Source organism: Cellulomonas sp. HZM, assembly GCF_000708885.1.
GTDB lineage: Bacteria > Actinomycetota > Actinomycetes > Actinomycetales > Cellulomonadaceae > Cellulomonas.
This window is the reverse complement of record NZ_JEOE01000010.1, coordinates 48,733-63,149: the sequence shown is the minus strand read 5'-3', so window position 1 is coordinate 63,149 and position 14,417 is coordinate 48,733. Positions and strand designations below refer to the sequence as shown.

At 73.7% G+C, this 14,417-nt stretch carries 12 protein-coding genes; 7 read left to right on the top strand and 5 right to left on the bottom strand.

Annotated elements, in window-relative coordinates; all coding sequences use genetic code 11:
* Positions 1 to 12: 12 nt before the first annotated feature.
* Both AW16_RS0107750 and AW16_RS0107745 read right to left on the bottom strand, forming a co-directional pair.
* Positions 13 to 384 (bottom strand): YbjQ family protein, encoded by a 372-nt coding sequence (locus AW16_RS0107750; RefSeq protein ID WP_034648384.1) that lies wholly within the window; start codon positions 382 to 384, stop codon positions 13 to 15.
* A gap of 36 nt (positions 385 to 420) precedes the next feature.
* Positions 421 to 987, bottom strand: a complete 567-nt coding sequence (locus AW16_RS0107745; protein WP_029289397.1) for an HhH-GPD-type base excision DNA repair protein — start codon at positions 985 to 987, stop codon at positions 421 to 423.
* A gap of 73 nt (positions 988 to 1,060) precedes the next feature.
* On the opposite strand from AW16_RS0107745, the gene cofC reads away from it, so the two are divergent.
* Positions 1,061 to 1,693, top strand: a complete 633-nt coding sequence (cofC, locus tag AW16_RS0107740; protein WP_029289396.1) for a 2-phospho-L-lactate guanylyltransferase — start codon at positions 1,061 to 1,063, stop codon at positions 1,691 to 1,693.
* Between the two features lie 18 nt (positions 1,694 to 1,711).
* On the opposite strand, the gene cofD is transcribed toward cofC, so the two are convergent.
* Positions 1,712 to 2,677, bottom strand: coding sequence for a 2-phospho-L-lactate transferase (gene cofD, locus AW16_RS0107735; protein ID WP_029289395.1), 966 nt, complete (start codon positions 2,675 to 2,677; stop codon positions 1,712 to 1,714).
* A 151-nt stretch (positions 2,678 to 2,828) separates the two neighbouring features.
* Between cofD and AW16_RS0107730 the strand changes: the two genes are divergently transcribed.
* The 3 genes from AW16_RS0107730 to AW16_RS0107720 all read left to right on the top strand — a co-directional run bounded on the left by AW16_RS0107730 (position 2,829) and on the right by AW16_RS0107720 (position 7,272).
* The gene (locus tag AW16_RS0107730; RefSeq protein WP_029289394.1) at positions 2,829 to 3,590 is read left to right on the top strand and encodes an SDR family NAD(P)-dependent oxidoreductase; all 762 of its coding nucleotides are present in this window, start codon (positions 2,829 to 2,831) and stop codon (positions 3,588 to 3,590) included.
* 68 nt (positions 3,591 to 3,658) lie between these two features.
* The gene (locus AW16_RS0107725; RefSeq protein ID WP_081861529.1) at positions 3,659 to 5,464 is read left to right on the top strand and encodes an ABC transporter ATP-binding protein; all 1,806 of its coding nucleotides are present in this window, start codon (positions 3,659 to 3,661) and stop codon (positions 5,462 to 5,464) included.
* Positions 5,461 to 7,272 carry an ABC transporter ATP-binding protein gene (locus AW16_RS0107720; RefSeq protein WP_034648382.1) on the top strand — a complete coding sequence of 604 codons (1,812 nt, stop codon included), beginning with the start codon at positions 5,461 to 5,463 and terminating at the stop codon, positions 7,270 to 7,272. Before AW16_RS0107725 ends, AW16_RS0107720 begins: the two co-directional genes overlap by 4 nt.
* A 45-nt stretch (positions 7,273 to 7,317) precedes the next feature.
* Here AW16_RS0107720 and AW16_RS0107715 read toward each other — a convergent pair whose 3' ends face one another.
* Positions 7,318 to 8,073, bottom strand: coding sequence for a MerR family transcriptional regulator (locus tag AW16_RS0107715; RefSeq protein WP_029289391.1), 756 nt, complete (start codon positions 8,071 to 8,073; stop codon positions 7,318 to 7,320).
* Between the two features lie 94 nt (positions 8,074 to 8,167).
* Between AW16_RS0107715 and AW16_RS0107710 the strand changes: the two genes are divergently transcribed.
* Positions 8,168 to 8,674, top strand: a complete 507-nt coding sequence (locus tag AW16_RS0107710; protein WP_231495977.1) for a phosphoribosyltransferase — start codon at positions 8,168 to 8,170, stop codon at positions 8,672 to 8,674.
* A 6-nt stretch (positions 8,675 to 8,680) separates the two neighbouring features.
* Here the strand turns inward: AW16_RS0107710 and AW16_RS0107705 are convergent, their stop codons facing one another.
* Positions 8,681 to 9,349: an HAD hydrolase-like protein gene (locus AW16_RS0107705; RefSeq protein WP_034648375.1), complete on the bottom strand. Its 669-nt coding sequence runs from the start codon at positions 9,347 to 9,349 to the stop codon at positions 8,681 to 8,683.
* 274 nt (positions 9,350 to 9,623) lie between these two features.
* On the opposite strand from AW16_RS0107705, the gene ileS reads away from it, so the two are divergent.
* Positions 9,624 to 12,899, top strand: a complete 3,276-nt coding sequence (ileS, locus tag AW16_RS0107700) for an isoleucine--tRNA ligase (RefSeq protein ID WP_081861524.1) — start codon at positions 9,624 to 9,626, stop codon at positions 12,897 to 12,899.
* A complete protein-coding gene (locus tag AW16_RS0107695; RefSeq protein ID WP_029289385.1) occupies positions 12,896 to 14,296 on the top strand; it encodes a folylpolyglutamate synthase/dihydrofolate synthase family protein in 1,401 nt (466 codons plus the stop codon). Before ileS ends, AW16_RS0107695 begins: the two co-directional genes overlap by 4 nt.
* The last annotated feature ends 121 nt before the right edge of the window (positions 14,297 to 14,417 follow it).

The following is a 14,417-nucleotide window of genomic DNA, read 5'->3' as shown; positions in this document are numbered from 1 at the left end:
CGCCGTGAGTCGTCAGCCCTTCGCGGCCATCTGCGCCGACTGGCCCGTCGCGCCGGGCTCGCCCCCAGGGATCGGCTCGACGATCACCGCGGTGCCGTACGCGCAGACCTCGGAATAGCTGCCGATCGCGCCCGTGTCGAACCGCATCGCGACGATCGCGTTCGCCCCGCGCTGCTGCGCCTCGCCGACGAGCCGCCCCATGACCTCGTGCCGGCTCTCGTACATGATCTTCGTGAACTCGGGCACCTCGCCGCCGCCGATCGCGCGGAAGCTGGCGGTGATGCCCGCGCCGATGTTCGTCGAGCGGACGGTCAGGCCCGTCACCTCGCCGAGGACGGCCTGGATCCGGTAGCCGGGGATGTCGTTCGTCGTCACCACGATCACGGCCCCGAGCCTGCCAGCACCGGACCGCGGAGCGGTTCAGGCGCGCGCGGCGGCCTTCGCGGCCTTCTTCGTCTCCCGGACCTGCTGCAGCGACATCTCGTCGGTCACGTCGGCGATGGACCGCCGTGAGCCGTCCTCCCCGTACGCGCCGGCGGCCTCGCGCCAGCCCGCGGGCTGCACGCCGCGCTGCTTGCCGAGCAGCGCGAGGAAGATGCGCGCCTTCTGGTCGCCGAACCCGGGCAGCGCCTTGAGCCGGCGCAGCACCGTGGCGCCGTCCGGGTCGTCGGCGGTCCAGATGCGGGTGACGTCGCCGTCGTAGTCGTCGACGACGACGCGTGCGACCGCCTGGATGCGCCCGGCCATCGACCCGGGGTAGCGGTGCACCGCGGGCGGCGTGGTGCACAGCGCGACGAACTCGTCCGGGTCCGCTGCGGCGATCCGGTGGACGTCGAGGCCACCCATGCGGTCCGCGATCTTCGCCGGGCCGGAGAATGCAGCCTCCATCGGGTACTGCTGGTCGAGGAGCATGCCCGTGAGCAGGGCGAAGGGGTCCTCGTCGAGCAGTCGGTCAGCGGTCTCGTCGCCGGTCATCCAGAGCGTCATGGAGCCATTGTGGACCTCCCGCCGCACGCACGTGGGGGCCGGCGCAGGCACGCGCGGAGGGCACAATCGGGGCGTGAGCGAGCGCTGGGTGGTCGTCGTGCCCGTCAAGGTGGCCAACGAGGGCAAGACGAGGCTGGCGGGCGTGCTCGACGACCGCGTGCGCGTCGCGCTGGTGCGGGCGATGGCGCTGGACACCGTGGCGGCCGCCGCCGCGGCGGCGCTCGTCGGACGCGTGCTCGTCGTGACGGCCGACCCCGAGCTGCGCGCCGCGGCCGGACGCTCCTTCGGGCTGGTCGACGAGCCGGGGCCCGCATCGCTCGTCGGGGCGGTGACCGCCGGGTTCGCCGCGGCGCGTGCGGCCGTGCCGGGGGCGTCCGTCGCCGCGCTGCTGGGCGACGTGCCCACGCTGCGCCCGGCCGATCTCGACGACGCGCTCGGGCTCGCGTCCCTCGTGCCGCTCGGGTTCGTGCCCGACGAGGAGGGCACCGGGACCACGCTGCTCACCGCCCGTGCCGGCGCACAGCCCGCCGTGCGGTTCGGTCCCGGGTCCGCCGCCGCGCACGCTGCAGCCGGGCACGTCGCGCTCTCGGTCGGCGACGAGTCGTCGCTGCGCCGCGACGTCGACCTGCCCGCCGACCTGGACGCGCTCGCGGCTCGTGGACCCGGGCCGCGCACCGCAGCCCTGCTCGCTCGCCTGCACGGCTGAGCCGGCGTCGGCCGGCGGTCAGACCGCGACGCCGCCCATCCGCAGCGCCGTCTCGGCGATGCGGGCCGTCGTCGCGACGTCGGCCAAGAGCGTGTTCGCGGCGTCGCACACCCAGCCCTCGGCGCGCAGCTCGAGCACGGCCTTCTCGTCGGCGGTGTCGACGAGCCACGCGTCGAGCACGCCGCCTTCCGCGCGTCGCCCGTAGTGCCGCGCCACCGCCGCGGCATCGGTCTCGACGCCGATCGCCGACAGGCACGCGTCGGCCATGCCGCGCACCGGCGAGCCGCCGACGATGGGGCTGACGCCGACGACCGGCGCGGCCGTCGACCGCAGCGCGTCGCCGATCGGGGGGATCGACAGGATCGTGCCGATCGACACGACCGGGTTGGACGGCGGCAGCAGCACGACGTCGGCGCCCGTGATCGCATCGACGACGCCGGGTGCCGCGGTCGCGGCGTCGAGCCCCACCTGCACGAAGCCGCGCGCCGGCACGCCGGCACGATGGCGCACCCACCACTCCTCGAAGTGGATGAGGCCGAGGTCGGTCTCGACGTGCGTCTCGACCTCCTGGTCGCTCGCCGGCAGGAGCCGTGCGCCGGGCCGCCAGCGCTCGGCGAGCCGTTCGGTCACGGCCGAGAGCGGCTGCCCGGCGCGCAGCAGCTCGGTGCGGGCGAGGTGCGTCGCGAGGTCGAGGTCACCGAGCGTGAACCACTCCCAGCCCAGGCCGTACGCCGCGAGGTCGTCGGACGTGCGCCGCGACTCGTCCCGGCGCCCCCAGCCCTGCTCCTCGTGCACGGCGCCGCCGAGCGTGTACATGAGCGTGTCCAGGTCGGGGCACACCCGCACGCCGTGGAGCCACATGTCGTCGCCGACGTTCGCGACGACCGTGACCTGCGCGTCGAGGTCTCGTTGCTCGACGAGCGACAGGAGGCCCCGGGTGAACCGCGCGCCGCCGACGCCTCCGGACAGGACGGTGATCTGCACGCGCACACGCTAGCCCGCGCCGGCACCCGTCGCGGCCCGCGGGATCTCTGCCCGGTACAGGTACCGCCCGTCGCCGGGGTAACGTGCGAGGTGGACCGCGCGCCTCGTGACGCGACCCGGTCAACCCCTCGCCCCTCCCGGAGGACTCGCCATGACCGCTCCCGCCCGCGCTCGCAGGGCCCTCGTCACCGGTGCCTCCTCGGGGATCGGCGCAGCGACGGTCCGGCGCCTCGTCGCGGACGGGTACGACGTGGTCGCGACGGCGCGTCGGGAGGACCGGCTGGCGTCGCTGGCCGACGAGACCGGCGCGACGACGGTCGCCGCGGACGTCACGCACGCCGACGACGTCGACCGCCTCATGGCGGCCGTCGCGCAGGGCGGGCCGCTCGACGTCGTCGTCAACAACGCGGGCGGGGCGTTCGGGCTGGACCCGGTCGAGTCGGCCGACCTCGAGCAGTGGCGCGCCATGTACGAGCTCAACGTGCTCGGGACGCTGCGCGTCACGCAGGCCGCGCTGCCGCTGCTGCGCGCGGACGGCGGCGGCGACGTCGTGATCGTGACGTCGACGGCCGCGCACGGCGCGTACCCCGGCGGCGCCGGGTACACCGGGGCGAAGGCCGCCGAGCGGATGATCGCGACGACGCTGCGCCAGGAGCTCGTCGGCGAGCCGGTCCGGGTCGTCGAGATCGCTCCCGGTGCGGTCGCCACCGAGGAGTTCTCCCTCGTCCGGTTCGGCGGCGATCGCGAGCGCGCGGACGCCGTGTACGAGGGGTACGAGCCGCTCGTCGCCGACGACGTCGCCGATGCGATCGCGTGGACGGTGTCGCGGCCCGCGCACGTGAACGTCGACCTGCTCGTGGTGCGTCCCGTCGCGCAGGCGACCAACACCGTCACCGCGCGCCGGCCGCGTTGAGCGCGCCGAGCGGAGAGGAGTCGACGACCGCGGTCCTGCTGCGGCTCGTCGAGTGGGCGCGGCCCGCGATGCGCCGTGTCGCGCTCGGTGGGGTCACGGCTCTCGGTGCGAGCCTGCTCGCGCTCGCGGTCCCGCAGGTGCTGCGCGGTGTGGTCAACGGGCCGCTGCTCACCGACCACTCGCGCAGTGCGGTCTGGGCCGCGGTGGGGCTCGTGCTCCTGCTGGGCGTGCTCGAGGCATTCCTCGTGTGGTGCCGCCGCGCCCTGATCCTGTCGCCCGGGACGGCCGTCGAGCGGGACATGCGTACCGCGCTGTTCCGGCGGCTGCTCGACCAGCCCGTCGCGTTCCACGACCGCTGGTCGGGCGGTCAGCTGCTCTCGCGCTCGATGGGCGACCTCGGCACGATCCGCCGCTGGACCGTCTTCGGGCTCGTGATGATGCTGGTCAGCGCCACGACAGTGGTCGTCGGGGTCGTCCTCATGCTGCTGACGAGCCCCGTGCTCGGCGTCGTCTACGTGCTCGGAGCGATCCCGATGGTCGTGCTCGGGTTCCGGTTCCGGCAGGACTACAAGGTGGTCGCCCGCCGTGCCCGCGAGCAGTCCGGGGACCTCGCGACCGCGGTCGAGGAGTCGGTGCACGGCATCCGCGTGCTCAAGGCATTCGGCAGGGGCCAGGACGCGCTCGACGACTTCGTGCGCCAGGCCGACGACCTGCGCGACACGGAGGTCGCCAAGGCGCGGTCGCTGTCGCGCGTCTCGTTCGCACTCGGCGCGATCCCCGAGATCGTGCTCGCGGTGTCGCTCGCGATCGGCGTCCCGCTCGCGTCGTACGGGCACCTGTCGGTCGGCGCGCTCGTCGCGTTCTTCGCGACCGCGGCCGTGGTGAACAACCCCGTCGAGCGACTCGGCCAGCTGCTCGCGATGACGTTCGACGCACGCGCCGCGACCGAGCGTTACGTGCAGGTCATGGACGTCGTGCCGTCGGTGCAGGACCCGGCCGCCCCGGTGCCGCTCCCGTCGGCGGGACGCAGCGGGACGACGGTCGAGCTGGCAGGGGTGACGTTCGCCCATCCCGCGCGCGGCGCCGAGACGGGCGCGAGCGAGGTGCTGCGCGGGGTCGACCTGGTGCTCGAACCGGGCCTCACCACGGCACTCGTCGGCCTCACCGGGAGCGGGAAGACGACGCTCCTGCAGCTCGTCCCGCGGCTCTACGACGTGACCTCCGGCGCGGTCCGCATCGACGGCGTCGACGTGCGTGACCTGACGCGCCAGGACGTGCGCACCGCGGTGGCGGTCGCGTTCGAGGACCCGATCCTGTTCTCCGCTTCTGTCCGGGACAACGTCCTGCTCGGCGTCGCCGACGACGCCCCGGACCGTGAGGCGCTCCTCGAGCAGTCCCTCGACGTCGCGCGCGCCGGGTTCGCCCGCGCGCTGCCCGAAGGCCTCGACACCGTGATCGGCGAGGAGGGGCTGAGCCTGTCGGGCGGGCAGCGTCAGCGCATCGCGCTCGCCCGCGCGATCGCGGCCCGTCCGCGCGTGCTCGTGCTCGACGACCCGCTGTCCGCGCTCGACGTCGCCACGGAGGCGCAGGTGACGCAGCGGCTGCGCGCGACGCTGCGCGGCACGACGACCCTCGTCGTCGCGCACCGGCCGTCGACCGTCGCGCTCGCGGACCGGGTGGCGGTGCTCGAGGACGGGCGCATCACGGGTGTCGGCCCGCACGACGAGCTGCTCGCGAACCACCCGCACTACCGGTTCGTGCTGACCGCGCTGGGTCGCGAGACGGCGGGCCACCCGGACGGCGACGACGACGACTACGACGACGGCCACGACGAGCCCGTGACCGTCGACGTCCTGGGTGGGAGGGACCGATGAGCGCGGACCCGACGGCCGCGTCCGTCCCGGGCGTCGACGTGCAGGACCCGCGCGCCGTGCGGCGCCGCTCGCTGCGCCTGCTGCGCTCGCTCCTGCGCCCGGTCGCCGGCCCGGCGTGGGCGACCGTCGTGCTGGTCGTCGTCGCGCAGGCGGCGCAGGTCGCCGGCCCGCTGCTCGTCGCCTACGGGATCGACACCGGCCTGCCTCGCCTGCACGCGGGCGACGCGACGCCCGTGGTGGTCGCGGCGGCCGCGTACCTGCTCACGGCGGTCGTCGGCGGCGTGCTCGCCGCGGCGACCGTGCGGGCGTCGGCGCGCGTGAGCCAGGCGATCCTGCTCGACCTGCGTGCCCGTGTGTTCCGGCACACGCAGCGCCTCGACCTCGAGTTCCACGAGCGATACACCTCGGGCCGGATCATCTCGCGCCAGACGTCGGACCTGGACGCGGTGCGCGAGCTGCTCGACGGCGGCGTGACGACGCTCGCCGCGGGCGTGCTGACGATGGCGTTCACCGCGATCGGGCTCGCTGCGCTCGACTGGCGCAGCGGCGTGGTCCTGCTGGTCGCGCTCGTGCCCGGGATGGTGCTCACGCGCTGGTTCCAGGTGCGTGCGCAGGCGCAGTACCGCCTGAGCCGCACGGCCGCCGCGCGCATCATCGTGCGCTTCGTCGAGACGATGACCGGCATTCGCGCGGTGCAGGCGTTCCGCCGTGAGGGCGCGACGGCACGCGACTACGACGAGGTGAGCGAGGAGTACCGCCGCACGACTGCCGAGGCGATCCGGGTCAACGGGGTGTTCGACTCGGGCCTGACGCTCATCGGCAACGTGACGGTCGCGGCCGTGCTGCTCGTCGGGGGGCTGCGCGTGCTGGACGGCGGGCTCGACGTCGGCGTCCTCGTGGCGTCCGTGCTGTATGCGCGCCGGTTCTTCGGCCCGCTGCGGGACATCGGCGTGTTCTACAACTCGTTCCAGTCCGCGACCGCGGCGCTCGAGAAGCTCGCCGGGCTGCTCGCGCACGAGCCGCGCCTGCTCGACCCCGCCCACCCCGTCGCGTTGACCGAGCCGCGCGGCGACGTCCGGTTCGAGGACGTCGAGTTCGGGTACGGCGACGGCCCGACCGTCCTGCCGCACCTCGACCTGCACGTCCCCGCCGGGCAGACGGTCGCGGTCGTGGGGGAGACGGGAGCGGGCAAGTCGACGATCGCGAAGCTGCTCGCGCGGTTCTACGACGTGCGCCACGGCCGCGTGCTCGTCGACGGCGTGGACGTGCGGGACGTCGAGCCGGCCGACCTGCGCCGGGCGGTCGTCATGGTCACGCAGGAGGCGTACCTGTTCTCCGGGACGATCGGGGCCAACATCGCGCTGGGTCGCCCGGGGGCCTCGGCCGACGAGATCGAGCGGGCGGCTCGGGCCGTCGGCGTGCACGACCTCGTGGAGTCGTTCCCGGCGGGGTACGACACCGAGGTCGACAAGCGCGGCGTGCGGCTGTCCGCCGGGCAGCGCCAGCTCGTGTCGTTCGCGCGCGCGTTCCTCGCCGACCCGGCCCTGCTCATCCTCGACGAGGCGACGAGCTCGCTCGACGTGCCGGGCGAGGCGCAGGTCCAGCGCGGTCTGCGCACCCTGCTCGCCGGCCGGACCGCGGTGGTGATCGCGCACCGGCTGTCGACCGTCATGGGCGCCGACCGCGTGCTCGTCGTCGACGCGGGCCGTGTGGTCGAGGACGGCAGCCCGGCCGCGCTCGTCGAGCAGGGCGGGCGCTTCGCGGCCCTGCACGCGGACTGGCAGGCGACGCTCGGCGCGACAGGCTGAGCCGTCGCGGCGGTCTGACCGCTGCAGGTGCCGCTACAGGTGCCGCTACAGGTGCCGCGCGGCGTACAGGTGCAGCGCGTCGCGCACGAACGCCGCCCGCTCGGGCCCGCCGTAGCTCGCGGCGAACCGTTCGTCGGCGACGTACAGGTCTGCGAGCCCCTCGACGTAGGCGCGCACCGGTGCCTCGCCGTGCCCGGGGGTCCCCGGGACCGACGCGAGCCAGTCGACGTGCCGCCGTGCCAGGTCCTGCGCGAGGTCGCCCGCCGGGTCGTGCCCCGCGACGGCGGCCTCTGCCCACTCCTGTGCGAGTGCCGCGGTCTGCGCCTTCCACGCTTCGCGCTCGTCGGACGACATCGAACGCCACCACGCGTCCGACGTGTCGTACGCGACCTGCCCCCACCGCTCGACCACCTCGTCGCGGTGCTCGGTGTGGTCGAACCCGTCGAACATCTTCTCGGTCATCGTGCTCGCTCCTCGCTCTCGTGCTTCGATCGTGTGCTCGACCGCGGCGACCTGCCGCTCGAGCCGACGCTGCTGGCTCCGCAGCGCGTCGAGATGACGGCGCAGGGCCGCGACGTCGTCGGGCTCGTCGTCCAGCGAGCGCCGGATCTCGCGCAGCCCGAGCCCGAGGCCCCGCAGCAGCAGGATCCGCTGGAGCCGTGTGAGCGCGCCGTCGTCGTACCAGCGTCGTCCCGACGCGTCCGTGCGGCTCGGTGCGAGCAGCCCGACGGCGTCGTAGTGCCGCAGGGTGCGGCTCGTCGCGCCCGTCGCGCGGGCGACCTCCTGGATCGATGCCTCCATGCCGACCACGTTAGGAGTTGACGTCGCGTCAACGTCAAGACGAACGCGCTGCAGCGCGACGCGCCCGCAACGGTGCAGGCGTAGCGTGCAGCGCGTGACGAGCGAGACGGCCGAGGGCCAGGTTCTGCCGAGCGACCGTGAGGTGCTCACGTACGGCGGGTTCGGGATCGCGGTGCGTGAGCTCGCGCAGCAGGTGGTGGACTCGGGCTGGGTGCCGGACGTGGTCGTCGCGGTCGCGCGCGGCGGGCTCCCGCTCGGGGGTGCGCTCGCGTACGCGCTCGGGACCAAGGCGGTCGGCACGCTCAACGTCGAGTTCTACACGGGCGTCGACGAGCGCCTCGACGACCCGGTCGTCCTCCCGCCGCTGCTCGACACCGACGCCCTGCGGGGGTTGCGCGCGCTCGTCGCCGACGACGTCGCGGACACCGGCGAGACGCTCGCGCTCGTGCGGCGCCTGGTCGGCGAGCACTGCGAGGAGGCCCGTACCGCGGTGCTGTACACGAAGCCGCGGTCCGTGGTGGCGCCCGACTACACGTGGCGCGCGACGGACCGGTGGATCACGTTCCCGTGGTCGGCGCAGGACCCGGTCGTCCCGCGCTGACGCAGGTCACACGCCCCTCAGCAGCGCCGCGACGACCGTCGGCAGCTCCGTCGGCGTGCCTGCGACCGTGACCGCACCGGCCTCCTCGAGCTCGCCCGACGGCGCATAGCCCCACGCCGCACCCACGCATCGGATGCCGTGCGCAGCCGCACCGTGCACGTCGTGCTCACGGTCCCCGACCATCACCGCGCGTGCGGGGTCGAACGCGTCGCCGACCGAGCCGCACGACGCGAGGGCCTCGGCGATCACGGTCGCCTTGGTGCCGGACTCGTCGAGCGGCGCGCCGAACACGCCGTCGACGAGCCCCTCGAGCCCGAAGTGCCGCACGAGCGGCACCGCGTACACGTGGGGCTTCGAGGTCGCGACGAGCAGCGAGCGGCCCGCTCCTCTCAAGATCGCGAGAGCGTCCGGGATGCCCTCGTACACGCGTGCGTCGTACATCCCGCCCGCCGCGAAGACCTCGCGGTAGCGCCGCACGACGTCCTCGACGCGGTCCTCCGGCACGCCGTGCGCGCGCATCGAGTCGTGGATGGGCGGTCCGACGAACGTGCGCAGCGTGGCGTCGTCCGGGACCGGGAGCGCGAGGTCCGCGAACGCGTGCCGCAGCGAGGACATGATGCCGGGCGCCGAGTCGATGAGGGTGCCGTCGAGGTCGAGGAGGACGAGAGGTCGCACGCATGCATCCTCGCGCACCGGGTCGGCTACCCTGGTCGCACAGGCGTCGACCCGGCCATCACCGGCGAGCCTCCGGAAGAACAGGCCGTCCGCGGCCCCAGTAGAACCGGACGGGCAGGCCCGTCACAGCCGTCACGAGTGGTCGACGACCGCGCGACCCGGGGGACCGGGCGCGGGGGAGCCGGCAAGCGAGGTGGTACCGCGGTGGCCCCGGCGACGGGGTGATCGTCCTCGCAGCCGCACGCGACCGATCTCGACCTCCAGGAGACCCACCGTGGCCCAGGGTTACCCGCTGCACCGCGACCAGGCGGTGCCCGCCTCGCCGGACCTCCCCGCGCTCGAGCGCGACGTCCTGGCGCACTGGGAGAGCGACGGCACGTTCCAGGCGTCGATCGACCAGCGCGACGCGGGCGTGGACGGCGCGAACGAGTACGTCTTCTACGACGGCCCGCCGTTCGCGAACGGCCTGCCGCACTACGGCCACCTCCTCACCGGCTACGCCAAGGACGTCGTCCCGCGCTACCAGACGATGCGTGGTCGTCGCGTCGAGCGCCGCTTCGGGTGGGACACGCACGGCCTGCCGGCGGAGCTGGAGGCGCAGCGCATCCTCGGGATCACCGACAAGGCGCAGATCGAGGAGCTGGGCATCGACAAGTTCAACCAGGCGTGCCGCGAGTCCGTGCTGCGGTACACGGGCGAGTGGCGCGAGTACGTCACGCGCCAGGCGCGCTGGGTGGACTTCGACAACGACTACAAGACGCTCGACGTGACCTTCATGGAGTCGACGATCTGGGCGTTCAAGCAGCTGTGGGACAAGGGGCTGGCGTACGAGGGCTACCGCGTGCTGCCGTACTGCTGGGTCGACGAGACCCCGCTGTCCAACCACGAGCTGCGCATGGACGACGACGTCTACGCGAGCCGCCAGGACCCGGCCCTCACCGTCGGCGTACGCCTCGAGACCGGCGAGCTCGCGCTGATCTGGACGACGACGCCGTGGACGCTCCCGAGCAACCTCGCGATCGCGGTGGGGCCGGACATCGAGTACTCGGTGGTCGAGCCCGCACCGGACTCGTCGTTCGGCCAGGCGCACCCGGGTGAGCGGCTGGTGCTCGCGTCCGCCCGCGTCGCCGCCTACGCACGCGAGCTGGGCGAGGCCGTCGTCGTCGGGACGCTGCCGGGCGCGGACCTCGTCGGCCGCTCGTACACGCCGCCGTTCGACTACTTCGTCGGGCACGCGGGCGCCCACCGCGTCCTGGCCGCGGACTTCGTGACCACCGACGACGGCTCGGGCCTGGTGCACCTCGCGCCGGCGTTCGGCGAGGACGACATGACGACGTGCGACGCCGCGGGCATCGCGCCCGTCGTGCCGGTCGACGCGCGCGGTCGGTTCACCACCGAGGTCCCGGACTACGTGGGCCAGCAGGTGTTCGAGGCGAACAAGCAGGTCATCGCCGATCTCAAGGCGGGCACCGGCCCGCTCGAGCGGACGCCGGCCGAGCGCCGCGCGGTCGTCGTGCGGCACGAGACGTACGAGCACTCCTACCCGCACTGCTGGCGCTGCCGGAACCCGCTGATCTACAAGGCGGTGACCAGCTGGTTCGTGCGCGTCACCGAGTTCCGCGACCGCATGGTCGAGCTCAACCAGGAGATCTCCTGGACGCCGGAGCACATCAAGGACGGCCAGTTCGGCAAGTGGCTCTCGGGCGCGCGCGACTGGTCCGTGAGCCGCAACCGGTACTGGGGCACGCCGATCCCGGTGTGGGTGTCCGACGACCCGAGCCACCCGCGCACCGACGTGTACGGCTCGCTCGCCGAGCTCGAGCGCGACTTCGGCCGCCTCCCGCGCAACGACGCGGGCGAGCCCGACCTGCACCGCCCGTTCATCGACGACCTGACGCGCCCCAACCCGGACGACCCGACGGGTGCGAGCACGATGCGACGCATCCCCGACGTGTTCGACGTGTGGTTCGACTCGGGCTCGATGCCGTTCGCGCAGGTGCACTACCCGTTCGAGAACGAGGACTGGTTCGAGCACCACTACCCGGGCGACTTCGTCGTGGAGTACATCGGGCAGACGCGTGGCTGGTTCTACGTCATGCACGTGCTGGCCACCGCGATCTTCGACCGGCCGGCGTTCCGCAACGTCATGTGCCACGGGATCGTCCTGGGCGACGACGGCCGCAAGGCGAGCAAGTCGCTGCGCAACTTCCCCGACCCGGGCGAGATGTGGGACCTGTACGGCTCCGACGCGGTGCGCTGGTCGCTCATGTCGAGCTCGATCCTGCGCGGCGGCAACCTCGTGGTCACCGAGGAGGGGATCCGCGACGGGGTGCGGCAGGTGCTGCTGCCGTTGTGGTCGACGTACTACTTCTTCACGCTGTACGCGGGCAGCGCGCGTGACGGCGCGGGCCTGCGGGCGCGGCGGGTCGACGAGGCGCGTGCGGCGGACCTCACGACGATGGACCGCTACGTCCTGGCGCGCACGCGCGACCTCGTCGTCGACGTCACCGCACACCTCGACGCGTACGACATCTCGGCCGCGTGCGAGGCCGTGCGCGAGCACCTCGACGTCCTGACCAACTGGTACGTGCGCACGCAGCGCCAGCGCTTCTGGGACGAGGACCAGGCGGCGTTCGACACGCTGTGGACGGCGCTCGAGGTGCTCACGCGACTGATGGCGCCGCTCGCGCCGCTCGTCACGGAGGAGATCTGGCGTGGCCTGACCGGTGGCCGCAGCGTGCACCTCGAGGACTGGCCGACTCCGGACGACGTCCTCACGGCCCCGGCCCCGGGGGACTTCACCGACGCCGAGCTCGTCGCCGCGATGGACCGCGTGCGCGAGATCGTGTCGGTCACGCTGGGCCTGCGCAAGGCGGAGAACCTGCGGGTGCGCCAGCCGCTGCGCGAGCTGCGCGTGGCGATCCCGCACCCCGAGCTCGCGCAGGCGTTCACCGGGCTGGTCGCGGCCGAGGTCAACGTGCGCTCGGTGTCGCTGCACTCGATCGACGACGCGGCGGCCTCGGAGTTCGGGGTCTCGACCCGTCTCGACGTCAACGCGCGCGCCGCCGGCCCCCGCCTGGGGCGTGGCGTGCAGGGCGTGATCCGTGCCGCGAAGGCCGGCGACTGGGAGCAGGTCGACGCGACGGTCGTCGTGCGTACGCCCGACGGCGACGTCGCTCTCGAGCCCGCGGAGTACAAGCTCGTGACCGTCGTCGAGGACCGCGAGGGCGACGAGGTCGCCGCCGCGGTGCTCCCCGGCAGCGGGTTCGTCGTGCTCGACATCGGGCTCGACGACGAGCTGCGCGCCGAGGGCTACGCACGCGACGTCATCCGGGCCGTGCAGGACGCGCGCAAGGCCGCGGGCCTGCAGGTCGGCGACCGGGTCGTGCTCACGCTCGACGTGCCGACCGAGCACGTCGCGGCGGTGCGCGCGCACGAGGACACGATCGCGCGGGAGACGCTCGCGGTCGCCGTCACGGTCGACCCGACGACGTCGCCCGAGGTCGGCGTCCAGGTCGTGGCCGTCGAGGCAGGAGGGTACGAGGCGTGAGCGGGAACGAGCACGGCGGGCACTCGAGCGGGCGCGAGCACGTGCGCCGCGAGGCGGAGCGTGCCGCGCGCGAGGCGGCCGACGAGGTCTACGCGGGGATACTGGCCCGCGCACCCGAGCACGACATCGACCCGACGCTCGACCGCGTGCGCCGCGTGTGCGAGCTGCTGGGCGACCCGCAGAAGGCCTACCGCGTCGTGCACCTCACGGGCACGAACGGCAAGACGTCGACGAGCCGCATGGTCGAGCGGCTGCTGCGCGAGCACGGGCTGCGCACGGGCCGGTTCACGAGCCCGCACCTGACGCGCGTCACCGAGCGCATCGCGGTCGACGGGGAGCCGATCAGCGACGAGCGGTTCGTCGAGGTCTGGCAGGACGTCGCGCCGTACGTGCACATGGTCGACGCCGAGTCGCAGGCGGCGGGCGGGCCGCGGCTGTCCTTCTTCGAGGTGTTCACCGTGATGGCGTTCGCGGCGTTCGCGGACGCGCCGGTCGACGTGGCCGTGATCGAGGTCGGCCTGGGCGGCACGTGGGACTCGACGAACGTCGCGGACGGCGACGTCGCGGTGATCACGCCGATCGCGATGGACCACGAGCGCTACCTGGGCGACTCGCTGCTCGAGATCGCCGAGAACAAGTCGGGCATCGTCAAGGAGGGCGCGACGCTCGTCCTGGCGCACCAGGAGGAGGACGTCGAGGGCGTCGTGCTCGCGGCCGCCGCGGAGCGGCGCGCGCGCGTCGTGCGTGAGGACGTCGATGTCGCGGTCGTGGACCGTGCGGTCGCGGTCGGCGGTCAGCTCCTCACGCTGCGCGGGCTGGGCGGCGTCTACACGGACGTGTTCCTCCCGCTGCACGGCCAGTTCCAGGCGCACAACGCACTGCTCGCGCTGACCGCGGTCGAGGCGCTCCTCACGGGCGGCGCTGCGCTCGACGGCGGTGTGGTCGAGGCCGCGTTCGCCGACGTCGACTCGCCCGGGCGGCTCGAGATCGTCCGGACGAGCCCGACCGTGATCGTCGACGGGGCGCACAACCCGGCCGGCGTCGAGGCGCTCGTCGGGTCGCTCGACGAGGCGTTCGCGTTCCAGCGTGTCGTCGGCGTGGTCGGGGTCATGACGGACAAGGACCCCGAGGGGATCCTGTCGGTGCTCGAGCCGGTGCTCGCGGAGGTCGTCGTGACCGCTGCGTCGTCCGCGCGTGCGCTGCCGGCGGACGAGCTGGCCGAGATCGCGGTCGACGTGTTCGGCGAGGACCGGGTGCACGTCGCGGAGCGCCTCGACGACGCGGTGGACCTGGCCGCCGGGCTCGCGGAGAGCGAGGTCGAGCGCGGTGCGGCGGTCCTCGTGACCGGCTCGATCGTCCTGGTGGCGGAGGCGCGGGTCCTGCTCGGTCGCGCCTGAGACGACCCGTGGTGCCACGGTGGAGAGGCGTGCCGACTACTTCCTGCACGAATGTGCAACCGGTCTGCACGCGCTCGCCTTGACGCCCCGTGAGCGGGGCGTTTGGGTGGAGGAGCTGGGG